Raw genomic sequence first — 23,253 nt, 5'->3', positions numbered from 1 at the left:
GAATGACAGCTAAGCAAGCGTCGCGTCCAGCGTGATTTTCGTGTTCAGCAATTTCGACACCGGACAGCCGGCTTTTGCCTTGCCCACGAGTTCCTCGAACTTCGCCTTGTCGGCGCCAGGAATTTTCGCATTCAATGTCAGGTGCACCGAGGTGATGGCAAAGCCATCGCCCTGCTTTTCCAGCGTCACGTCGGCCTTGGTTTCCATCTGCTCGGCGGTGAGCTTGGCTTCGCCGAGGATCAGCGACAGCGCCATGGTAAAGCAGGCGGCGTGCGCGGCGCCGATCAATTCTTCCGGGTTCGAGCCCGGCTTGCCCTCGAAGCGGCTGGCGAAACCGTAGGGATAGTCGTTCAGCGCGCCGCTCTTGGTCGAGATCGCGCCCTTGCCGTCCTTGATGCCGCCCTGCCATTTGGCCGAGCCTGATGTCGTCGTCATGGAATGCTCCTTCACCGGTGAATGACCGATCACGCGCAACCTGGCGGATGGTTGCGTCAGAGCGATGTCAATTGCCGGTGATATCCGCGCAAAACGCGTTCCGCGTTTTGTCGCGACTACGCCCCCACCAGCGCCTTGGCCGGCAGCACCGCCTGCACCACGAGGCCGCGGGCGCGGGCGTCCATGACGCCGACCGCGCGTAGCGCCAATAGCGTCACGGTCTGCACGGCGTCGCGCAGTTTTGCGGAATCGTCCATATTGTCAGGGGCCAGCGGGCCGACCAGCGCCTCGTGCAATGCGCCGAGCAGTGCGGTGGCGGCGAGCGCGGTATCCTGCGCCGGCAGATGTCCGGCACGCACGGCCGCCTCGATCCTTGCTGCGATCTCGCCGGAGATTTCGCGGCGGCTGGCGAGCCGCGAAGCCGACACGTCGACATCGACCGGCTCCGCCAGAATCCCCCAGGCGAGCTTGCGCTGCGACAGCACATGGACGGCGACCGTCGTGACCGCCGCGGCCAGTGCCGAGGACGGCCCGGGCGCCGCCTCCGCCGCGCGGCGGATCGCGGCCAGTTCGTCGCGCGAAACTTCGGCGATCAATTCGGAAATCAGTTCGGCCTTGGAGGGGAAATAGCGATAGACGGTTCCGGCCGCGACATTGGCCCGGACCGCCACGGGGGCGATCTGCACCGCCGCCATGCCGCCGTCCGCCGCAGCGTCCCGCGCCGCCGCCAGAATGGCGCTGCGCCGCGCCGCCAGCCGTTTCACCACTTGCTGGGTTCGCCGATAGACCATGGCGCGCTTCCCCATCCCCGGCGCGTCCGCACCCGGGAGGGGTTGCAAGATCGCGCTGCGTCTTCATCGTTTTGAACGATTGTCCCCAATCGCTTTGAAGAACTGAACAACTATTCAGGCCTGTTGACAAGAAGCAAATATGACGGCCTCGGGGGCAAATGGCCGCTGAACGCAGGGTCCAATTGGTGGGCCGATAACCATAGCCGTTTCCCGAATATTAAGCCTTCCCGCGCAACTGTGCCCTACAACCTCGCAGGGTGCGGCATGGTCAATTCGAACGCTTTCACGGCCTGGCGGCTGTTTCAGCTGAACTGGATTCCGATTGCCGCCATGGGCGCCGTGGTGCTGCTCGGGGGCGCGCTCTGCGGTTTCACGATGAAACCGCTCGCCCTTGCCGTTACTCTTGGAATCGTCGCGGCATTGGCGCTGATCGCCTACCTCTATGCCTTCGCCAAGGGCGATCAGGCGGATCCCAAGCTGATCTTTCCGCTGGGGGCGATTTCCCAGCTGCTGTTGATCGCGACGATCATGGGGCCGCTGACCTACGTCGCTGCTGTGACCAACTGGCCGCTGCAGGACCGCGCCTTGCTCGCGATCGATCGCGCCATGGGCATGGATCCGGAGATGATCGCGCAGTACGTCAATGACCGTGAATGGCTCGGCGCTTTGCTGGTGCGCAGCTACACCCTGATCAAGATCATCCTGGTCGCGATCCCACTGGTCCTTGCCCTGACATCGCGTTTTGTGCGGCTGCAGGTGTTCGTGCTTGCGTTCAGCCTGACGCTGATCATGACACTCGTGATTTCGACGTTCACGCCGGCGGTCGGAACTTACCACGGCCTCAACATCGACCCTTCGCAATTCTCGTCCCTGGATGCCTCGATGTATCAGGCGCAGCTGCGCGACATCCTGGCGCTGCGCGACGGCTCGCTGCGGCACCTCGAATTGCTCAAGATCACCGGCATCGTATCCTTCCCGAGCTTCCACGCGGCTTCCGCCGTGCTCTACATCTGGGCGCTTTGGCCAGTGCGCTATGTTGGAGGGGCCGCGGTCGTCCTCAATATCCTGATGATGGCTTCGACGCCGGTGATCGGCGCCCACTACATGATCGACGTGTTCGGCGGTGTCGCGCTGGCCGTGATCGGCATCTGCCTTGCCAAGTATCTCGTAAACATCGTGGCGCCCTCGTCGTCGACCGCGCAGGCTGCGCCGCAGATAGCCCTGGTGCCGGCATTGGATTAGGCCGCCATCGTCGTGCCTTGCGATGGTAAATTCTGACTAAAACGCTGGTCCGCCCGGTTAACGGCTTCTTCGCCAAAGAACATCATTGTCAGGCACGTGAGCCTGCAATTCACGCAAAAATAGCGCGGCTATGGTCAGCTCGCGAAAATTCCTGCGGCACGCCGTGACTGTCACACCAACGCAAGAAGCCGGCCCAAAATCCGATGTCCATTTCCTTCGCCAATCCGACTGTTAATGGCGCCAGTGTCCGCAGCCTCGGGCGCGTGCTGATTCCGCTGTTGACCGGGCTCGTCGCCTATCTGATCTTCCTGTCGCTCGGGGAAATCCTGCTGCGGGATTCCGACACGCTCTGGCAGATCAGGATCGGGCAGTGGATCGTCGAGCATGGCGCCGTGCCCTACACCGACGTTCATACCTTCACCCGGTTCGGCGAACCCTGGATGTCGAGCTCCTGGCTGTCCCAGGTGCTCTATGCCGTTTCCTATGAATCTTTGGGCTGGGCCGGCCCGGTCATCCTGACCTCGCTCGCGATCGGGGCGACGGTCACGATCTTCATGTACCTGTTTGCCGACTATCTCGACCCAACCCGCGCGATCCTGCTGGTCACGCTTGCGGTGCTGGAGTCGGCGACCCACTTCCTGGCACGCCCCCATATGCTGGCGTTCCCGTTCATGGTCGCGTTCCTCGGCGGGCTGCTGGCAGCCGCGGATCGCCGGAGCGCGCCGTCATGGTGGCTGCTGCCGGTGCTTGCGATCTGGGCCAATCTGCACGGCGGTTTTGTTCTCGGACTGGCACTGATCGGACCGATCGGCCTGGAAGCGCTTTGGACCTGCGAACGCAAGGACCGCATCAGGCTGACGATTCAATGGGCGATGTTCGGTGTTGCCGCCGTCGCGGCGTGCTGCTGCACCCCCTATGGCTGGAACACGCTGATCGGCGCGGCAAAAATCCTCAGCCTCGGCAAGCTGCTGTCCATGATCTGGGAATGGATGCCGGCCAACTTCGCCACCTGGAGCTTCTTCGAATTCACGCTGCTCGGCCTGATCGGTCTCGGCTTCTATCGAGGCCTCTCATTGTCGGTGCCGCGAATCATCCTGCTGCTCGGCCTGCTCTGGATGGCGCTGTCGCATTCCCGGAACATCGAAATCTTCGCCTTTATCGTGCCACTGGTCGTGGCCAAGCCGTTTGCCGAGCAGTTGGGAACGCTGCGCGCGGCGATGGTGCCCGTTCGGGAAGGACAGTCGCGGGCGCCTGTGATGCTTGCCGCGCTCGCGGTGGCAGTGGCCGGATGGGCATCGACGCAAGTGTTCATCGCGCACCACCCGTTCGCGTTCCTGTCGTCCCAGACCCCGGTCGCAGCGGTGGACGTCCTGCAGAAGCGGCAGGCTCAGCGCATCTTCAGCACGTCGCCGTTTGGCGGCTATCTGCTGTCGCGCGACATCAAGGCCTTCATCGACGGCCGCGCCGAACTCTACGGCGAACAGTTCGTCCTGGACTATTTCGACGCGGTCACCGCCAAGGACGTCAACATACTGCTCGCCACGCTCGACAAGTATCAGATCGACGCCACCTTGCTGGGGCCGGATTTGCCGGCCACCAGGGTGCTGGATCATATCGCGGGGTGGAAGAGGGTGTATGCGGACGACGTCGCCGTGATCCACGTCCGCGACGATCAGCGCAAGGCCGCTCCACCTTCCGCGCCGGGCTCGTCAAACTGAGGCCCGGCTCTCACTCCCAGGTCAGCGCGCCACCGTTCTGATACTCGATCACGCGGGTCTCGAAGAAGTTCTTTTCCTTCTTCAGGTCCATCGCTTCCGACATCCACGGGAACGGGTTCTCGGTCTCGTCGAACACCCGCGCCAGCCCGAGCTGCGCGCAGCGGCGGTTGGCGATGAAGTGCATGTAGGTCTCGCACAAAGCCGCGTTCAGCCCGAGAAAGCCGCGCGGCATGGTATCCCGGCCATAGGCGGCTTCGAGCTCCGCCGCGGCGCGCACCATGTCACGAATCTCGTCCTGGAACGCCTTGGTCCACAGATGCGGGTTCTCGATCTTGATCTGGTTGATGACGTCGATGCCGAAATTCAGGTGGATGGATTCGTCGCGCAGGATGTATTGGTACTGCTCGGCAATCCCCACCATCTTGTTGCGGCGGCCGAGCGACAGGATCTGGGCAAAGCCGGTGTAGAACCACATGCCCTCGAAGATCACATAGAAGGCGACGAGGTCGCGCAGGAACGCCTGGTCGGCCTCCGGCGTGCCGGTCTTGAAGTCGGGATCGTCGAGATGCTGGGTGTGCTTCAGCGCCCACGCCGCCTTGTCGGTAATCGACGGCACCTCGCGGTACATGTTGAACAGCTCGCCCTCGTCCAGGCCGAGGCTCTCCACGATGTACTGGAAGGTGTGGGTATGCACCGCCTCCTCGAAGGATTGCCGCAACAGATATTGCCGGCATTCCGGATTGGTCAGATGGCGGTAGATCGCCAGCACGATGTTGTTGGCGACAAGGCTCTCGGATGCCGCGAAGAAGCCGAGATTGCGCTTGATGGCGCGGCGCTCGTCCTCGGTGAGGCCGTCGCGCGACTTCCATAACGCGATATCGGCCTGCATCGAGACTTCGGTCGGCATCCAGTGATTGTTGCAGCCGGCGAGATATTTCTCCCACGCCCATTTGTATTTCAGCGGCAGCAATTGATTGACGTCGGCGCGGCAATTGATCATCCGCTTGTCGTCGACCGACACACGTCCACCGCGGCGGTCGATGGTGCCGAGCCCGGTTTGATCGGCCCCGGCAGGAGGTAATGCCGCAAAGGGCGGCGGCGCGTGAGATGCGGGCGCGGAAGGTTCGGACCAGTCGAGCATTGGGTTTATTTCCTTATGTTTCTTGCTGCTTACTGGCAGGCTTCGCATTCGGGATTATCGATGGAGCACGCCACCGCACCGGACAAGTCCGGCGCGGTGGCGGCCAGCGGGACGATGATTGGGGCTGGAGCCATCATCGTCACGGAGGCGACACTGTTGAGCTTGCCGTCGGTGCCCTTGAGCGTGGACTTCTCGACATGCGTCGCGCTGCGCGAGCGCAGGTAATAGGTGGTCTTCAAGCCGCGGCTCCACGCCAGGCGATAGAGCGCGTCGAGCTTCTTGCCGGACGGGTTGGCGATGTAGAGGTTGAGCGACTGCGACTGGTCGATCCATTTCTGTCGCCGCGCCGCCGCCTCGATCAGCCAGGCGCTGTCGATCTCGAAGGAGGTGGCATAGAGCGCCTTGAGATCATCAGGGATGCGGTCGATCGAGCCGACGCTGCCGTCGAAATATTTGAGATCGTTGACCATCACCTCGTCCCACAACCCGCGCGCCTTGAGGTCGCGCACCAGAAACTCGTTCACGACGGTGAAGTCGCCGGACATGTTGGATTTGACATAGAGGTTCTGGTAGGCGGGCTCGATCGACTGCGCGACGCCGCAGATGTTGGAGATGGTCGCCGTCGGCGCGATCGCCATCACGTTGGAATTGCGCATGCCGGTCGATCTGACGCGCTCGCGCAAGCTGCCCCAATCGAGCGTCATGGAGCGGTCCATCGCGACGCCGCCGCGCGCTTCCGCCAACAGTTCGATCGAATCGATCGGCAGGATGCCCTGGCTCCACAGCGATCCGTCGAACGAGGGATAGCGGCCGCGCTCGGCGGCGAGATCGACCGAAGCCGAAATCGCGTAGTAGGAGATCGCCTCCATGCTGGTGTCGGCGAACGTCACGGCCGCGTCGGAGGCGACAGCGATCCGCATCGCCTGCAGCGCATCCTGGAACCCCATCAACCCGAGGCCGACCGGACGGTGCCGCAGGTTCGAACGCCGCGCTTCCGGAATGGTGTAGAAATTGATGTCGATGACATTGTCGAGCATCCGCATCGCAATCGTCACGCTGTTCTTCAGCCGCGCCTCGTTCAGGCGGCCGCCTTGGATGTGATTGAGCAGGTTGATCGAGCCGAGATTGCAAACCGCGGTCTCGTCGTCCGAGGTGTTGAGCGTGATTTCGGTGCAGAGATTGGAGGAGTGGATGACGCCGGCATGGCGCTGCGGCGAACGGAGATTGCAGGGGTCCTTGAACGTGATCCAGGGATGTCCGGTCTCGAACAGCATGGTCAGCATCTTGCGCCACAGGTCCGTGGCGCGGACCTGCTTGAAGACGCGGATTTCACCGCGCGCCGCCTTGGCCTCATAGGCGGCATAGCGCTCGGCGAATTTTGTGCCGTAGAGGTCGTGCAGGTCGGGCGTCTCGTCCGGCGAGAACAAGGTCCATTCGCCGTCGGTTTCGACGCGTTGCATGAACAGGTCAGGCACCCAGTTCGCGGTGTTCATGTCGTGGGTGCGGCGGCGGTCGTCGCCGGTGTTCTTGCGCAGATCGAGGAACTCCTCGATATCGATATGCCAGGTCTCGAGATAAGCGCAGACCGCGCCCTTGCGCTTGCCGCCCTGGTTGACCGCAATGGCCGTATCGTTGGCGACTTTCAGGAACGGCACCACGCCCTGGCTTTCACCATTGGTGCCCTTGATGTGGGCCCCAAGGCCGCGCACGCGGGTCCAGTCATTGCCGAGCCCGCCGGAATATTTCGCCAGCAGCGCGTTGTCCTTGACCGACTTGAAGATGCCGTCGAGATCATCCGCGATCGTGGTGAGGAAGCACGACGACAGTTGCGGCCGCAGCGTTCCCGAATTGAACAGCGTCGGCGTCGAAGCCATGAAGTCGAACGACGACAGCAGATCGTAAAACTCGATCGCGCGGGCCTCGCGATCGATCTCGCGGGTCGCAAGTCCCATCGCGACGCGCATGAAGAACGCCTGCGGCAGCTCGATGCGGTTGCCGCCTTCATGCAGGAAATAGCGGTCGTACAGCGTCTGCAGGCCGAGGAACTGAAACGCCAGATCGCGTTCCGGCTTCAGCGCCGCGGCGATTTTCTTCAGGTCGAAGCGCGCCAGATCCGGATCGAGCAACTCGGCCTTGATGCCGGTCTTGATATAGGCCGGGAAATATTCGCCGTAGCGCGTGGCCATGTCGGCCTGCGAGGCGTTGGTCGGCGCGCCATGCACGTGGGACAGCACTTCGGTGCGCAGCTTGTCGAGCAGCAGCCGCGCGCTCACGTACGCGTAGTTGGGCTCCTGCTCCACCAATGTCCGCGCGGCCATCACGGAAGCGAGCGCCAGTTCGTCCTGGCTGATGCCGTCGTAAATATTGCGCTGGGTATCCGCGATGACGGGCGCGGCGTCGACGCCATCAAGGCCGGCGCAGGCCTCGGCCACGATCAGCGCAAGCCGCGCGGTATCGAGCGGCACTTTGGTGCCGTTCGCCAGCGTCACATGCAGCACGGGTCCTGCCGCGGGCTTGGCCGATTTGGCGACCTCCTGCTCGGCGCGCTGCCTGGTGCGCTCGTCACGGTACAGCACATAGGCGCGCGCCACCTTGTGGTGCTCGCTGCGCATCAGCGCCAGTTCGACCTGGTCCTGCACGTCTTCGATGTGAAAGGTGCGGCCTTCGCTCATCCGGCGCGACAGCGCGCCGACGACTTCCGCGGTCAACTGCTCCACCACCTCGTGAACCCGGCGCGAGGCCGCCGCGGTGTGGCCCTCGACGGCGAGGAACGCCTTGGTCATCGCGACCGAGATCTTGCTGGCATCGAATTTCGAAACCGTGCCGTTGCGGCGGATCACCTGCATCGGAAGTTCGGCGTCCGGCGCGGCAAGCGTTTCGGGACGCAACTGGAACAAGGCAGCGGTTTTGGCTTCGAGAGAAATGAGACCGGAAGATTCGGACATCGGCAGACCCCGTGGTGTTGTTGAGGCCGGATGTCGTTGGGGACGCTGCATCGAATGCGCGGCGGCAAGCGCCGGCATGGATCTGCAAGCGACCGCCGGACACCCCGCCCGTGGACGTTTTTTCGGTGTCGCGGCAGGTCTCCTGGCTCGCAGGTCGTCGTTATTCCCTGTCTTCCCAATGCGAATCCGCATCAGTGACGTAAAGGCGGGAACAACTCACTGCTTACAGTTGCGGGGGCAGCGCCGGAATTTCGCGCCCTTTGGCGCGATCACCGACTTCCCTCTTAGCCACCATGACTTGCGTCGTGATAGACCGTGACAACTACATCTGGTGCGATTTGGGCAATCGTGTCAATGGTGCGCTAGCCGAGCCTGCGAAAATTCTGGTTCACCCTGTTAAAGCTGTGAACAACCGCAACAACCGGCGATCGAGTTGACGGGCGCGCCGAGTTGCCAGTAAGTGGACGCGTCGTGGTTCTTCGGGATGGTTTTCCCGAAGCTAAGAGGGAAGCCGGTGTGAAGCCGGAGCTGCCCCCGCAACTGTAAGCGGCGAGCCGCTGTCCAACAAAGTCACTGAGACCCGCAACGGTTTTGGGAAGACCGGACAGCAGCATTGACCCGCGAGCCAGGAGACCTGCCTCGACAACATAAACGTCCTCGGGCGGGGTGTCCCGGTGGTGCGGTTGCGATTCCGCGCGCCTCCTGACGCCTGGAATCCAGACGTGTCACTTCGGCCTTTGCCCCCAACTTTTGGGGTTAAGCCAATGACTACTTCTACAGAGAAGTCTTCCACAGCGACTTCTTCTACAAATTCTACCTCCTCACTTCCCGTCGCTTCGCTCGGCACGCCGCGCATCGGTCCGCGCCGCGAGCTGAAATTCGCGCTGGAGAGCTTCTGGTCGGGTACGACCGACGAGAAAGCCCTGATCGAGACCGGCATCGGGCTGCGCGCCGCCAACTGGGCGCGCCAGAAGAAGCTTGGTGTCAGCATCATCCCGTCCAACGACTTCTCGTTCTACGACCAGGTGCTCGACACCTGCGTGATGGTCGGCGCCATTCCGAAAAGCTACGGCTGGAACGGCGGCACGGTTCCACTCGCCACCTACTTCGCGATGGCGCGCGGCGCCAAAGGCGCGGCGCAGGATGCGGATTGCGGCCACGCCCACCACGACGCGGCCCACGGCGTGCCGGCGCTGGAGATGACAAAATGGTTCGACACCAATTACCACTACATGGTGCCGGAACTGGAGAAGGATCAGCAATTCATCCTCGCCTCGCGCAAGTCGATCGAGGAATATCTCGAAGCCAAAGCGCTCGGCTACCAGACCCGCCCGGTGCTGGTCGGCCCGGTGACGTTCCTCAAACTCGCCAAGTGCAAGGATGCGGGGTTCAACACGCTGTCGCTGCTAGACCGGTTGCTGCCGGTCTACATCGAGGTGCTGAGCGAACTTGCCAAGGCCGGCGCGGAATGGGTGCAGATCGACGAGCCGTGTCTGGTCCTCGACCTCGACGTCATCGCGCAGCAGGCGCTGCATTATGCCTATGCGGAAATCGCCAAGGCGGCGCCTGAGCTCAAGATCATGCTGGCCACGTACTTTGGCGGGCTCGGCGCCAACCGCGACACAGCGATGGCCCTGCCTGTCGCCGGCCTCCATCTCGACCTCGTGCGCGCGCCCGAGCAACTCGACGACCTCGCCGGTCTTCCAAAGGACCGCGTGCTGTCGCTCGGCATCATCGATGGCCGCAATATCTGGCGCGCCGATCTGAGCCGGCTGCTCGACCGACTGGAACCTGTGGTCACCAGGCTCGGCGGCGACCGCGTGCAGCTCGCGCCATCATGCTCGCTGCTGCACGTCCCGATCGACCTTGCGCTGGAAACCAGCCTCGATCCTGACGTGAAGAGCTGGCTGGCGTTTTCGGTGCAGAAGATCGAGGAACTGGCGGCGCTCGGAACGGCGTTGGCGTGCGGCCGCGTCCACGCCGACGCCATCCTGAAGGCCTCCGATGAAACCGCAGCCGCGCGCAAAGCTTCGCCGCGGATCCACGATGTCAAGGTGGCAGCGCGCGCCGTCGGCATCGATAGCGCGATGCGCCGCCGCATCAGCGCGTTTACCGATCGCGCCGGCGTGCAGCACAGCCGCTTCAACCTGCCGGCCTTCCCGACCACGACCATCGGCTCGTTCCCGCAGACCGCGGATGTCCGAAACGCCCGCGCCGCGCATGCCAAGGGCGCGCTGACCGACGACGCCTATAAACTCTATCTGCAGAACCAGACCGCGCGCGCGGTGCGCTGGCAGGAGAATATCGGGCTCGACGTGCTTGTTCATGGCGAGTTCGAGCGCAATGACATGGTGCAGTATTTCGGCGAGCAGCTCGCAGGCTTCGCCTTCACCGCGCATGGCTGGGTGCAATCCTATGGCTCGCGCTACGTCCGCCCGCCGGTGCTGTTCGGCGACGTGTCCCGCCCGAAACCGATGACGGTCGAATGGTGGCAATATGCGCAGTCGCTGACCAAGCGGCCGATGAAGGCGATGCTGACGGGGCCGGTGACGATTCTGAACTGGTCGTTCGTCCGCGACGACATCCCGCGTAGCGAAGCCTGCCGCCAGATCGCGCTGGCGATCCGCGACGAGGTCGCCGACCTCGAAGCCGCCGGTGCCGGGATGATACAGATCGACGAAGCGGCGCTGCGGGAGGGCCTGCCGCTGCGCCGGTCGGAGCGGAAGACTTACCTCGACTGGGCCGTGGACGCCTTCCGCATCTGTTCGTCGGGCGTACGCGACGACACCCAGATCCACACCCACATGTGTTATTCGGAGTTCAACGACATCATCGACGCGATCGGCGCGATGGATGCCGACGTGATCTCGATCGAGACCTCGCGCTCGAAGATGGAACTGCTCGACGCTTTCAGGAACTACCGCTATCCGAACGAAATCGGCCCCGGCGTCTACGACATCCATTCGCCGCGGGTGCCTGAAACCGCCGAGATGACCGACCTGCTCAAGCTGGCACGGCTGCGCCTTAGCGACGCCCAGCTCTGGATCAATCCGGATTGCGGATTGAAGACCCGGAAATGGGAAGAGGTGCGGCCCGCTCTGGTCAACATGGTCGCCGCCGCCCGCGAATTGCGAGCGCTCGCTTAAACGCCCGCCCCGTCTCTCATCCCGGCGTCATTGAAAGGATACGCCATGCGCTTCTGGATCGAATGCACGAGGTGCGAGACGGGGCAGGCCACCCACATCAATATCGCGCTGGTCGGCAGCATGTGGCGCGACGGCGAGCGCACCGTGCTCGCCTTCGTCCGTGGCGACGGCCAGCGCATTGAGGTCACCGAGACGCCGGAACAGATCATGGCGCGGCATCTCGGGCCGCTGGCAAAGGCGTAACGACGCGATGACGGTGAGGCCGGATAACGCCTGGTCGGAAGCTGCCGTCGATCTTCGCAAGGTCGGCGCGAATCCGGACCACTGGTATCCGGTCGCATGGTCGCGCGAGGTGAAGTCCGGCCAGACTTTCGCGGCGCGGTTCGCGGGCGAACCGATCGTGCTGGTGCGCCCGAGGGAGGGCGCGATCTTCGCGCTTGAGGACCGCTGCGCGCACCGCCAGGTGCCGCTGTCGAAGGGAACGGTCGATGGCTGCACCCTGCGCTGCGTCTATCACGGCTGGCGCTACGACGCGTCGGGCGACTGCGTCGACGTCCCCTATCTCGGCAAGGGCAAGCGGCCGAACGGCGTCCGCCGCTATCCCTGCTTCGAGCGCGACGGGTTGATCTTCATATGGCCCGGCACCGGGCCTGCCGCCGTCCCCTTGCCGCAGATCGGCGCAGCCGCTGATACCGCCTACAAGACCCGGCGGTTCGGCAAGCTCGTCGCCTGCCACTACACTTTCATGCATGAGAACTTGATGGACATGAACCATCAGTTCCTGCACCGGCGCACCACCGGAAAAGTCGTCCCGCGCTATCTCGGCAGCCGCGCCGGCGAACGCTGGATGGAGGTCGATTACAGCTTTGCCCGGCCTGGCGAGAAGCCGCCGATCGGCGAGGCCGTCATCGTCGGCCGCCTGCGCGGCCGTGCCGGCACGGCGCGCGACCTGATGACGGTGCGCACCGAATATCCCTACCAGACCCTGCGGATGTGGACGAAGGGCGACGCACCGGTTCTCAGCGTATGGCTTGGTTACACGCCCATCGATGCCGCACAGCGCCGTAACCGGACCTTCGTCGTGCTGTCGGTACGCAAGCCCAGAGTGCCCGGCATCCTCGATCTCGGCTGGCCGGTGCTGGCCTGGTTCACCAACCGGGTCTTTTCGGAGGATTGCGAGATCGTCGAGATGGAACAGGCCGCCCATGACGCGCAAGGCGCCGACTGGAACAGGGAAGTGTTTCCGCCGATCCAGGCGCTGCGAAAACTGTTGCGGGCGTGCGGGGAGCCGGCTCGTTAGTCATTCCGGGGCGACGCGAAGCGTCGAACCTCAGATGTGCAATTGCACATCGTAGTTCGCGCGAAGACGCGCGCCCCGGAATGACGGAGTGTCAATTCGCCGTCAGCAGCTTACCAAGCCACTCCCACGTCTTGCCGTTGATCCTCATGGCGCGGGACAGGACGCCACCATAAAAAAACGCGGCGTCACCGCCGCGTTCCTTATTCCATGTGCAACCCACTTAGGCCTGCGGTTGCGGCTCCAGGCCGGGATCCGGATCGGGGCGCGGGCGCGACTTGCCGGCGGGCGGCACAGCGGAGGCCCGCGGCGTGGTCGGCTCAAGCACCGACTCGCGGTTCGGCTTCTTGCCATTGAGCAGGTCGATGATCTCGTCGCCGGACAGCGTCTCGAATTCGAGCAGGCCCTTGGCAAGCGCTTCGAGGTCGGCGCGCTTTTCGGTGAGAATGCGCGTCGCTTCGTTGTAGCCGTCTTCGACGAAACGCCGGATCTCGGTATCGATCTTCTGAACCGTGGCTTCCGACGCGTTCTGGGTGCGCGACACCGACATGCCGAGGAAGACCTCGTCCTGGTTCTCGCCATAGGAGACCGTACCGAGTGCCTCGGACAGGCCCCAGCGCGTCACCATCATGCGGGCCAGGCGCGTGGCCTGCTCGATGTCGGACGACGCACCCGAAGTGACCTTTTCGCGGCCGAAGATCAGCTCTTCGGCAACCCGGCCGCCCATCATGATCGCGAGCCGCGACGTCATCTGCTCGAGCGACATCGACAGCTTGTCGCGCTCCGGCAGCTGCATCACCATGCCGAGTGCGCGGCCGCGCGGGATGATCGTGGCCTTGTGGATCGGATCGGTCGCGACGACGTTGAGGCCGACGATGGCGTGGCCGCCCTCGTGATAGGCCGTCAGCAATTTCTCTTCCTCGGTCATGACGAGCGACTTGCGCTCGGCGCCCATCATCACCTTGTCCTTCGCCTCTTCGAACTCGGCCTGCGTCACCATGCGCTTGTTGCGGCGCGCGGCGGTCAGGGCGGCTTCGTTGACGAGGTTCATCAGGTCGGCGCCGGAGAAGCCCGGCGTGCCGCGCGCGATGGTCTTGAGGTTGATATCCGGCGCCAGCGGCACCTTGCGGACGTGGACCTTGAGGATCTGCTCGCGGCCGACGACATCCGGGTTCGGCACCACCACCTGGCGGTCGAAACGGCCCGGGCGCAGCAGCGCGGGATCGAGCACGTCGGGACGGTTGGTCGCCGCGATCAGGATCACGCCTTCATTGGCCTCGAAGCCGTCCATCTCGACCAGCAACTGGTTGAGGGTCTGTTCGCGCTCGTCATTGCCGCCGCCGAGGCCGGCGCCACGATGGCGACCGACCGCGTCGATTTCGTCGATGAAGATGATGCAGGGCGCGTTCTTCTTGGCCTGTTCGAACATGTCGCGGACGCGGCTGGCGCCGACGCCGACGAACATTTCAACGAAGTCGGAGCCCGAGATGGTGAAGAACGGCACGTTGGCTTCGCCCGCGACCGCACGCGCGATCAGGGTCTTGCCGGTGCCGGGAGGGCCGACCAACAGCACGCCGCGCGGAATCCGTCCGCCGAGGCGCTGGAATTTGCCGGGGTCGCGCAGGAATTCGACGATCTCCTGCAAATCCTGCTTGGCTTCGTCGACACCAGCGACGTCCTCGAAGGTGACGCGGCCATGCGCCTCGGTCAGCATCTTGGCGCGCGACTTGCCGAAGCCCATCGCCTTGCCGGCGCCGCCCTGCATCTGGCGCGACAGGAAGATCCACACGCCGATCAGCGCGATGAAGGGCAGCCAGGAGACCAGCAACGACACGAACCAGGGCACATTGTCGCCGGGCGGCTTGGCGCTGACGTTCACCTTGGCATCAACCAGGCGCTTGACCAGCGACGGATCGTTCGGCGAGTAGGTCTGGAAACTGGAGCCGTTGGTGAAGGTGCCGTGGATTTCCGGCCCCTGGATCACGACGTCGCGGACGGTGTTCTTTTCGACCTCACTCACGAACTGCGAAAACGTGATGTCCTGCGAGGACGCGCGCTGCCCCGGATTCTGGAAAAGCGTGAAGAGTGCCAACAGCAACAAAACAATGATTACCCAGAGGGCGAAATTGCGCAGATTGGCGTTCATCGATCTTCCTTCGTGGCCGCGCGGATCGTGGCCTTATGTCCTTGGCAGTAAACCTTGGGTCGTCCTAGAGCAGTCAGGCCAGAATCCCCGGAGCACTGCTTACAATCTAGGTGGCGCCCGGGTCGATGCCAAGGGAACCACGCAGGACTATTTAGCGCATCTTGCAGGACGATTTAGCGCATCTTAACGGGATTCCCGGTCAAATAATGGCGTAAAAATCAGCGTTTTTCGGGGGTGGTTAAGACTCCACACCGGTTTATGACGGGATATCAAGGTTTAGGCTTGCCTCTTATGCCGGCCTGCGACGACGCGGAGGAGCCGGCTCGACGTGAATCCGGCCTCCAATGAAGCTGATTGCGGCGCCTGCGAGGGTCTGTTTCAACTTCGGCTGGCCTTCCGATACCGCCCGATCCAGCACCGTCAGCAGGGCCTCGACCTTGCCGAGTTCCGCAGGCCCCTCGTGACCGACGCGGTCGATGGCCCGCATCAGCAGCCGAAGCCGGATTTCCTCAGGCAGACCCGCAAAGGCTGACGCATCGAAGCCAAAACGCGCGACGTCATTGCGGTCCCTCAGTGCCAGATAGCGCTCGGCGCCATCAACCAGCACTTCCAGCGCGGCATTGGCCCGCGCCAGCCGTGACGCCAGCCGCGCCAGGATTCTGGCATCGCCGCCCTCTTCCGCCAGCGCCGGCATCAGCGCACGTAAACGAGGACGCGTGTAATTGACGTCGCGGTTGGTCGGATCATCCGCGAAGGCGATCTTGGCCTTGTTCAACGTCGCGATCAGTTGCGATTTCGGGACATCCAGCAACGGCCGCGCCAGCCACACACCGTCGCGTTCGCTCTGGCGCGCCATCGCCGCCAGACCGGCGATGCCGCTGCCACGCAGCATCCGCATCAACAATGTCTCAGCCTGGTCATCGCGGGTGTGCGCGGTGAGGATATGGGTCGCGCCACCAGCGCGTGCTGCTTGCGCCAGCAGGCGATAGCGCGCCGCCCGCGCCGCGGCCGGCACGCCTGTGTTCGGCTTGGCGCCATGCCAGCGCAGCGTGCGATGGGGCAGATCGAGATGCCTGGCGAGCTTCTTGACGTCACGCGCCTCGCGCGCGGCTTCATGCCGCAAGCCATGATCGACGGTCACCGCAATCAATCGCGGCCCGCGCTTCAGGGCACGGCGCCAGCGCGCGGCGAGCCACATCAGGGCGATGGAATCAGGTCCGCCGGAAACGGCGAGCACGATCGCGGGCGCAGCCTTCCAGTCGGCGAACAGAAGTTTCGCCTGGCTCGCCGTGATCGCGGAATGGTCGTCCTCTGCCATGGACCGACCATAGCGTTTTCGGGCCAAGCCTGTCCCGCGCTTGATGCGGGGTCTAACGACTCAGCACTTCACCCGCTTCTGCTCGCGGTCCACGGCGGCCTTCACGCCGGCCGAGGCGCGCGGATATTTCCGCGTCACTTCGCCGAGCGCGGCGCAGGCCGCTTCCTTCTCCTTCAGTGCCGCCAGCGACTGGCCGAGCCGCAGCAGCGAGTCCGGCGCCTTTGCGGATTTGTCGAACTTGGTGGTCACGCCGAGAAAGGCTTCCGCGGCGTCACGGTATTGCTGGCGCTGGAAGTAGCTTTCGCCAAGCCAGTATTGCGAATCCGCGATCAGGGGATCGCTCGGATATTTCTGAGCGAAATTCTTCATGGTCTCTTCGGCGAGCGCATAGTCCTTGCGCTGCATGTAGCCGATACCGAGATCGAACTCGTCCTTCGGCGTCGCCGAAGGCGGCAGCGTCGTCAGCGCGGCGCTGGCGCCGGGCGCACGCACGGGCGGCGGCGCGCCGCCGGGATCGCGCGGGCTGGTGGCACCGAGGTCGAGCGGCTCGCCCCGTCCGCGGCCGCCGGGAGCGCCGACCGGCGCGTCATTGGCAACCGGCAACTGACCGCCGCCGAGCGCGCGCGGCGCGCCGGGGGCGTTCGGATTCTGACTGGGATCGAAGGCGTCGCCGCGGCGGCGGCCGGTCGCCGGCGCTGCTGCCTGCTCCTGCATGATCGGCGGCGGTGCCGCGATCTGCGGCTGCTCATAGGTCGGCTGTCCCTGCGGATAGCCCTGCTGCCCCTGCGGGTAGCCGGGCTGCGCCTGGGTTTGCCGGGCGGGCGGATAGGCCTGGACCGGGGGCGGCACCGCGGCCACGCCGGGCTGGGCCGCCGGAGGCTGACCGGCAGGCGCTACCGCCGCACCGCCACCGAGCTGCCGCAGGCGCTCCTCGAGCTGGCGGTTACGGTATTGCAGTTCCTCGTTCTGGCCGGTGAGCTGCCGCAGCTGGTTCTCGAGCCGCTGGATCCGCATATCCGCGTCGGCGTCGTCGGATTGCGCCTGGACCGGCGGAGAGCCTTGCGGAGAAGAGGACCACGGGAACGATATCTGCGCGAAGGAGGCCTGCGAAGACAGGGAGAGCATCGCGGCAATCGCCACGGCGCTGATCGAATTGAGAAACCTGAATGACATTTTGCCCTGACGACGAAAATTCGGCGTGACATCGAAAGCCGAACACATTGAGAGAGGGAGTACGCCAGAATTGTGACTGGCGTTTCCGAATCCGGAAGCCGGATTTCGGTATGGTTTAGTATCAGCTTCAAAACAAGCAAGCGGCATGGTCGGCGGGCCGTTCATCAACGGAAGGGATCAGGCCCATGCACGCAGCCGTGAACGGGGTTCGGCTGTTCTTCGACCTCGAAGGCCCCGAAACCGCCAGACGCAGCGAAAGCTGGCCGTCACCCGCGGCTTCATCATACGCCCAAAGCAAAACCGGCGCCCCAGGGCGCCGGTTCTGAAATTCGGCAGTCGAAGCCGCTCAGGCGCCGGCGTTCAGCACCGTGACCGCGCGGCGGTTCTGCGACCAGCAGGAGATGTCGTTACACACGGCGACCGGGCGTTCCTTGCCGTAGGAGATCGTGCGCATGCGGTTCGGATCGACGCCGCGCGAGGCGAGATAGCTCCGTACCGACTGGGCGCGCCGTGCACCGAGCGCGATGTTGTATTCGCGGGTGCCGCGCTCGTCCGCATGGCCTTCGATGGTGAAGGAATAGCGGTTGTAGGTCTGCAGCCACTGCGCCTGCTTTTCCAGGGTCGCGATCGCCTGCGGGCTGAGCTCGGTCTGGTCGCTCTCGAAGAACACGCGGTCGCCGACATTGACCACGAAGTCCTGTTGGCTGCCCGGGGTCGCCGCACTCGCCATCGCCCCATCGGCGCCGACGTTCTTGTTGGCGCAAGCGCCCATCGACAGGGCCACCGCGAGTACCGCGGCCAGTTTCAATCCCTGGAGGATGCGCATCTGATGTTTCATTCCGGAGCCTCCACGCTCACGTTTTCCGACTGTTATCCGGTCTACAGGGCGATGGTTAAGCGAACGTTCCGTCAACCTTGATGGAACCTTGCCAGACCCGATCAAATGCCGACAAACCGTGAAAAGCGCCCACGATGGTTAATGGTTTGTAAATGTGGCGCGACGGTGAAGGCAAGCGGGCTGAGGCCGAAATCGTCACTTTGGGCGCGCGGCACAGGGCGGTTTGTGCGCCGATTGGGCGGCCCCTGCCGGCGGACAGCAAATTCCTGATGATTCCGGCCCGGCAGCTTCAGGAACTGGGAACGATCGAGGCTCGCTCGAAGGTCGATATTTCGGCATCCTGGAAGGAATGAGGCGCACGCTGGAACAGCATCCGCCGCTCGAATGCACTTGAGCGCATGATGGGAAACCGGGTCATGACGTGTTCCCGCACGGCGCGGAAATCGGACGCCATCAATGCCACCTTGGCCAATGCGTTCGGAAATTGGCGCGGGTCGGCGATGGTCTCGTTAAGAAAGACCCGGCGATAAAACGACTGGTGCGCGGGGCGAACGAGCGCGAGCCCGGTATCGGCGTTGAAATACTCGCATGCCAGATAGGCCAGCCGCACTGTCAGATAAGGAAGCTCCGGGAAACGCTGGGCTTTATCCGGATCTGCAACAAAACGGGCCGGATCGATGAACACTTCGCCGCGATCGAGGCGAGGATGAAGAACATCGCCAAACAAATCGGTCGTGCAGGACATCCGTTGTTCGGACGTCAGGACGTGGAGACGGATGGAGCTATAAAGTTCTCCGTCAACATAGATTCCGAACGTCCAGGCATTGGGCGCATCGTCGTAGCGATCACTGTAGCGCTCGGTCCCTGACGGCGGAATTAAATTGCCGTGCGTATAGGCCCTGTAGCGCATCAAATAGAGCTGGTCTTTCGCCTCAGGAGTTTCGATGGGTCGGTAATCGACGCGGTCAAACAGCGCTCCTCCCCGAACAGCGAACGAAGCGCGCGGTTCGGCTTCGGATTTCATCACGTACTCCATCACTTCTAAACAACCTGAGCGAGTACGAAAAACTTAACAGCTCCTTAACAAAATTGCAAAGCTATCGAGACGTTAGGGTTAACCTTTGTGGCCGTAACCGTCCGTAATATTACGGGAAGTTGTATCACGCGATCGAACGCGACGGCACCACAACCAGCGGCTCGTCCGGCGAACGGCGGCCGTGGGAAGCGTTCAGCAATTGGCGAACCCGAACCGCCGGGACCGGCCGGCTGAACAGATAGCCTTGCGCCTCGGTCACCGTGCCATCGGTGCTGATCAATTCGAGTTGTTCGTTGGTCTCGATGCCCTCGACCACGACCGACATGCCGAGATCGGCCGAGAGCCGCGCCACGCCCCGCAGCAACGTCAGCGGACGATCGGTATCGATGCCTTCGAGGAAGGAACGGTCGATCTTGACTTTTTGCAGTGGGAAGTTGTGCAGATAGCTCAGGCTCGAATAGCCGGTGCCGAAATCGTCCAGCGAGATCCGCACGCCGAGTGAATGCAGTTGCGACAGCACATCATGGGTCAGCTGCGTGTTGCGCAATAACGAGGATTCGGTGATCTCGATTTCGAGCCGGTGCGCCGGCAGGCCGGAGACCTCGAGCGCGTAGCGGACTTCGCTCAGCACGTCGCGCTGATGGAATTGCTGCGGCGAGAAGTTGACGGCGACGCTGACGGCCTCGGGCCACTTCATGCACTCCATGCAGGCCTTGCGCAGAATCCAGCGGCCGAGATCGACGATCAGGCCCATATCCTCGGCGACCGGAATGATATCGATCGGCGACACCGTGCCGCGGATTGGATGATTCCAGCGCAGCAGCGCCTCGCAGGTCGCGATCTTGCCCGACTTGATATTGACCAGCGGCTGATAGAACAGTTCGAACTCCTCGTTCGCCAGCGCCTTGCGCAGGTCGAGTTCAAGAATGCGGCGCGCTTCGACGGTTTGGGCCATCTCGTCGCGGAAGAAGCAGAAGGTGCCGCGGCCGTCGGCCTTGGCGCGGTACAGCGCCATGTCGGCATTCTTGAGCAGCGTATCCGCGCTGACCCCGGGAGAGGTCATGGCGATGCCGACGCTGGCGCCGATCTCGACCAGATGATTGTCGATCTTGTAGCGCTCGCTCAGCCGGTCGACGATACGCCGGGCAAGACCTGCCGCGTCCTCATGGGAGTGAATGTCCTGCTGGAACACGACGAATTCGTCGCCGCCAAACCGCGCCACGAAGTCCTCGGGACGCAACATCTCGCGCAGCCGGCCGGCAACCGCGCACAACAACTGGTCGCCGCAGGGATGACCCAGCGTGTCGTTGACCTGCTTGAATTGATCGAGGTCGACGAACAGCAGCGCCGACAACCTGTCGGCGCCTTGCTGAATGGCCAGCAGGCGCCCGATTTCGTCGCGGAAATTGACCCGGTTGGGAAGCTCGGTGAGTTCGTCGTAACGCGCGAGATGGCTGATCTTGGCTTCCGCGTCGCGCCGCTCGGTGATGTCTTCGAGCAAGACCACCGCGCCTCCGCCCGCCATCGGCTGGAACGTCCATGACAGTGACCGGTTGCGCGTGAAGTCGGGATCGGTCGTGATCATGTCCCGCGCCTGCGAGCTCTCGATTTCCGACAGGATCATGCTGCCGCTCGCGTGCGAAATCGAACCAGAGGCGACGCAGGCTGCAATAATGTCGGACGCACTGGCGGCACCCTGCACCGAATCGTCAGGCAGGTTCATCATCTCGCTGAAGCGGTGGTTCATGACCGCAAGGCGGCCGTCAGCGCCGAACATGCACAGCCCGTGCGGCATGTTGTTCAACGCGGTATCGAACTGGCCGGCCAGCGCCGCCTCGCGCTCGCGCGCCATCAGCGCCTGCATGAATATTCTGTGCAGATTGGCCGAAATCTGTATGACCACCACGAGAAATGCGGCGCACAGGACCGACATGGCCATGTAATAGGGCGTGCCACGCAATGCCAGCGCGATGACCGTTGAGCCGAAGCAGAGGTAAGCCTGCAGCTGGAATATCCATTGCCGTCCATAGGCCCTGCCCGCACCGCCCGCCACGAATCCGGTGGTTGTGGACAGACAAATCATATGGGCGACGGCGTCGTCAGAGACCAACAGGGTGGTGCAGCACCAGATGCCGACCGCGGCGGCCTGGATGATCGCCCCGATCTGATGCCGGCTCTTCCACCGCGCAGCTTCATCGGCGGTCAGCGTCGCTTTGCGTGTGTGGTACCGCCGCAAGTCGAACGCCCGGATGGCGGCGGCGAAGATGAGGAGCGCGACACACGCCCAGATCAGCGGTTCTCCGGTCTTCAGCGCGGTCACGGCCGCCGCAACGGCGCCGAAGAAAAGACCCGTGAGCAGCGGAGCGCGAGTTTCGAACAGCGAATCGATCAGCGCCGCGCGAAGATACGGCGACATCTTCTGGTCGGACTCTCCGGTCTGGTTTGCGAGCTGCATGTCGGGTGTACGCCGTCCTGTTCGGGTGCGTAGTCTTACCCTTTGCAGATGAAGTCTTTCTGAGGGAATATCGTTACCAAGACGTTGCTTTCGATTTCAGGCTATAGAAATCCCCTGATAAATCAGCACGCTAGGCAATGTTTGCCGATTAACGCCCTAACCCATGGAACGCTCAGGACAACAGCGGAGACCATGCCGGATCGGAGGCGAAGCCGGGGGTCGGAACCCGCAACTCGTTGCGCCCGGAGATATCGACGGTGAACAATGAAGGGCCGCTGTTGCCGCCGGGCTCGCGGAAGAACATCAGCACCCGGCCGTTCGGCGCAAAGGTCGGGCCTTCGTTATGGAAGCCCGAGGTGAGAATGCGTTCGCCCGATCCGTCCGGCTTCATGATGCCGATCGCGAATTGACCACCGCCCTGCTTGGTGAAGGCGATGTAGTCGCCGCGCGGCGACCACACCGGCGTCGAATAGCTGCCCTCGCCGAACGAAATGCGCTGCGCGCCGCCGCCGGTCGCGCCCATCACATAGATCTGCGGCTTGCCGCCGCGATCGGACTCAAAGCAGATGCGGGCTCCGTCCGGCGAATAGGACGGCGAGGTGTCGATCGCCGGCGTGTCGGTCAGCCGCGTGGTCGATTTCGAGCGCAGGTCCATCACGAACAGGTTCGAATTGCCGCCCTGCTGCAGGCTCATGATGACGCGCTGGCCGTCCGGCGAGAAGCGCGGCGAGAACGACATGCCCGGGAAGTTGCCGACGATCTCGCGCTGCCCGGTCTCGATGTTGAACAGATAGACGCGCGGATCGCCCTGCCCGAACTCCATATAGGTGATTTCCTGGGTCGACGGCGAAAATCGCGGCGTCAGCACCAGGTCGGCGCCGCGCGTCAGATATTTCACATTGGCGCCGTCCTGATCCATCAAGGCCAGCCGCTTGACGCGGCGTTCCTTGGAGCCGCTCTCGTCGACGAACACCACGCGGCTGTCGAAGTAGCCTTTCTCGCCGGTCAGGCGCTCGTAGATCTGGTCGGAGATGATGTGGGCGATCCGCCGCCAGTATTCCGGCGAGGTGAAATATTGCTGGCCGGTGAGCTGCTGGCCGGTGTTGACGTCCCAGAGCCGGAATTCGGCCTTGAGACGGCCGTCGCCCTGCCGCGTCATGCGGCCGGTCACCAGCGCCTGCGCGTTGATGCTCTTCCAGCTCTGGAAGTTCGGCGCGGCATCGATGTTGATTACTTTCTCGATGTAGGCCGCCTGATCGATCGGCGCGAAGAGACCGCTGCGCTTCAGGTTGTTGGTGATGACCTGCGTGACGCCGGCGCCGACCTCGGTGTCTGCCGGCGTGCCGGCAGCGAAATTCGGGATCGCGATGGGGAGCGGCGTGAATTCGCCCTCGGGCACAATGATGCGTTTCGGCGCCTGGCCGAAGGCACGCTGGCCGCTCATCAGCAGGCCCGCTGACGCCATTCCCGTAATGATCTGCCGGCGGTTCGGGCGAAACAGCATGTTCGGCAATCCATCTTTGTCAGTCATCGCTTCGACTTTGCTCATATCCGTGATTGCCGGGAGGTGAC

The 23,253-nt window shown here is 63.4% G+C and carries 16 protein-coding genes and 2 riboswitches; of the genes, 5 read left to right on the top strand and 11 right to left on the bottom strand.

Annotation, left to right across the window (positions count from 1 at the left end):
* Positions 1-9 precede the first annotated feature (9 nt).
* On the bottom strand, positions 10-435 hold the full coding sequence (locus JQ558_RS04770; RefSeq protein WP_212275064.1) for an OsmC family protein: 426 nt from the start codon (positions 433-435) through the stop codon (positions 10-12).
* Between the two features lie 116 nt (positions 436-551).
* Positions 552-1,226 (bottom strand): TetR/AcrR family transcriptional regulator, encoded by a 675-nt coding sequence (locus JQ558_RS04765; RefSeq protein WP_192736811.1) that lies wholly within the window; start codon positions 1,224-1,226, stop codon positions 552-554.
* A gap of 264 nt (positions 1,227-1,490) precedes the next feature.
* On the opposite strand from JQ558_RS04765, the gene JQ558_RS04760 reads away from it, so the two are divergent.
* Positions 1,491-2,468, top strand: coding sequence for a phosphatase PAP2 family protein (locus JQ558_RS04760; protein ID WP_212293035.1), 978 nt, complete (start codon positions 1,491-1,493; stop codon positions 2,466-2,468).
* A gap of 203 nt (positions 2,469-2,671) precedes the next feature.
* Positions 2,672-4,186 (top strand): hypothetical protein, encoded by a 1,515-nt coding sequence (locus tag JQ558_RS04755; RefSeq protein ID WP_212293034.1) that lies wholly within the window; start codon positions 2,672-2,674, stop codon positions 4,184-4,186.
* 10 nt (positions 4,187-4,196) lie between these two features.
* Here JQ558_RS04755 and JQ558_RS04750 read toward each other — a convergent pair whose 3' ends face one another.
* Entirely contained in the window at positions 4,197-5,327 is a 1,131-nt protein-coding gene (locus tag JQ558_RS04750; protein ID WP_212293033.1) for a ribonucleotide-diphosphate reductase subunit beta, read from the bottom strand.
* A 29-nt stretch (positions 5,328-5,356) separates the two neighbouring features.
* Complete coding sequence (locus JQ558_RS04745) at positions 5,357-8,272, bottom strand: ribonucleoside-diphosphate reductase subunit alpha (RefSeq protein ID WP_212293032.1); 2,916 nt, start codon at positions 8,270-8,272, stop codon at positions 5,357-5,359.
* A gap of 114 nt (positions 8,273-8,386) precedes the next feature.
* A riboswitch (cobalamin riboswitch) is annotated at positions 8,387-8,605 on the bottom strand.
* Between the two features lie 122 nt (positions 8,606-8,727).
* Positions 8,728-8,929, top strand: a riboswitch (cobalamin riboswitch).
* A gap of 107 nt (positions 8,930-9,036) precedes the next feature.
* On the opposite strand from JQ558_RS04745, the gene metE reads away from it, so the two are divergent.
* The 3 genes from metE to JQ558_RS04730 are packed head-to-tail and all read left to right on the top strand — an operon-like array spanning position 9,037 to position 12,718.
* Complete coding sequence (gene metE, locus JQ558_RS04740) at positions 9,037-11,418, top strand: 5-methyltetrahydropteroyltriglutamate--homocysteine S-methyltransferase (protein WP_212293031.1); 2,382 nt, start codon at positions 9,037-9,039, stop codon at positions 11,416-11,418.
* Between the two features lie 45 nt (positions 11,419-11,463).
* A complete protein-coding gene (locus JQ558_RS04735; protein ID WP_212293030.1) occupies positions 11,464-11,661 on the top strand; it encodes a hypothetical protein in 198 nt (65 codons plus the stop codon).
* A 7-nt stretch (positions 11,662-11,668) separates the two neighbouring features.
* Positions 11,669-12,718 (top strand): aromatic ring-hydroxylating dioxygenase subunit alpha, encoded by a 1,050-nt coding sequence (locus JQ558_RS04730; protein ID WP_212293029.1) that lies wholly within the window; start codon positions 11,669-11,671, stop codon positions 12,716-12,718.
* 220 nt (positions 12,719-12,938) lie between these two features.
* Here JQ558_RS04730 and ftsH read toward each other — a convergent pair whose 3' ends face one another.
* From ftsH to tolB, 7 genes are all read right to left on the bottom strand, one after another.
* The gene (ftsH, locus tag JQ558_RS04725) at positions 12,939-14,861 is read right to left on the bottom strand and encodes an ATP-dependent zinc metalloprotease FtsH (protein WP_192736823.1); all 1,923 of its coding nucleotides are present in this window, start codon (positions 14,859-14,861) and stop codon (positions 12,939-12,941) included.
* Positions 14,862-15,150: 289 nt separating this feature from the next.
* Entirely contained in the window at positions 15,151-16,179 is a 1,029-nt protein-coding gene (gene tilS, locus JQ558_RS04720) for a tRNA lysidine(34) synthetase TilS (RefSeq protein ID WP_212275071.1), read from the bottom strand.
* Between the two features lie 60 nt (positions 16,180-16,239).
* On the bottom strand, positions 16,240-17,352 hold the full coding sequence (gene ybgF / locus JQ558_RS04715) for a tol-pal system protein YbgF (protein ID WP_212293028.1): 1,113 nt from the start codon (positions 17,350-17,352) through the stop codon (positions 16,240-16,242).
* A 346-nt stretch (positions 17,353-17,698) separates the two neighbouring features.
* Positions 17,699-18,190 (bottom strand): peptidoglycan-associated lipoprotein Pal, encoded by a 492-nt coding sequence (gene pal / locus JQ558_RS04710; protein WP_212207628.1) that lies wholly within the window; start codon positions 18,188-18,190, stop codon positions 17,699-17,701.
* Between the two features lie 289 nt (positions 18,191-18,479).
* Positions 18,480-19,214 carry an N-acyl amino acid synthase FeeM domain-containing protein gene (locus JQ558_RS04705; protein ID WP_212207627.1) on the bottom strand — a complete coding sequence of 245 codons (735 nt, stop codon included), beginning with the start codon at positions 19,212-19,214 and terminating at the stop codon, positions 18,480-18,482.
* A gap of 136 nt (positions 19,215-19,350) precedes the next feature.
* Positions 19,351-21,681, bottom strand: coding sequence for a bifunctional diguanylate cyclase/phosphodiesterase (locus tag JQ558_RS04700; RefSeq protein ID WP_212207626.1), 2,331 nt, complete (start codon positions 21,679-21,681; stop codon positions 19,351-19,353).
* A gap of 172 nt (positions 21,682-21,853) precedes the next feature.
* Positions 21,854-23,185, bottom strand: a complete 1,332-nt coding sequence (gene tolB, locus JQ558_RS04695; RefSeq protein WP_212207807.1) for a Tol-Pal system beta propeller repeat protein TolB — start codon at positions 23,183-23,185, stop codon at positions 21,854-21,856.
* Between the last annotated feature and the right edge of the window lie 68 nt (positions 23,186-23,253).

This window comes from Bradyrhizobium sp. AUGA SZCCT0160, from assembly GCF_018130105.1.
Classification (GTDB): Bacteria; Pseudomonadota; Alphaproteobacteria; order Rhizobiales; family Xanthobacteraceae; genus Bradyrhizobium.
The sequence above is the reverse complement of the archived record's forward strand: the minus strand, read 5'-3'. Positions and strand labels throughout refer to the sequence as shown.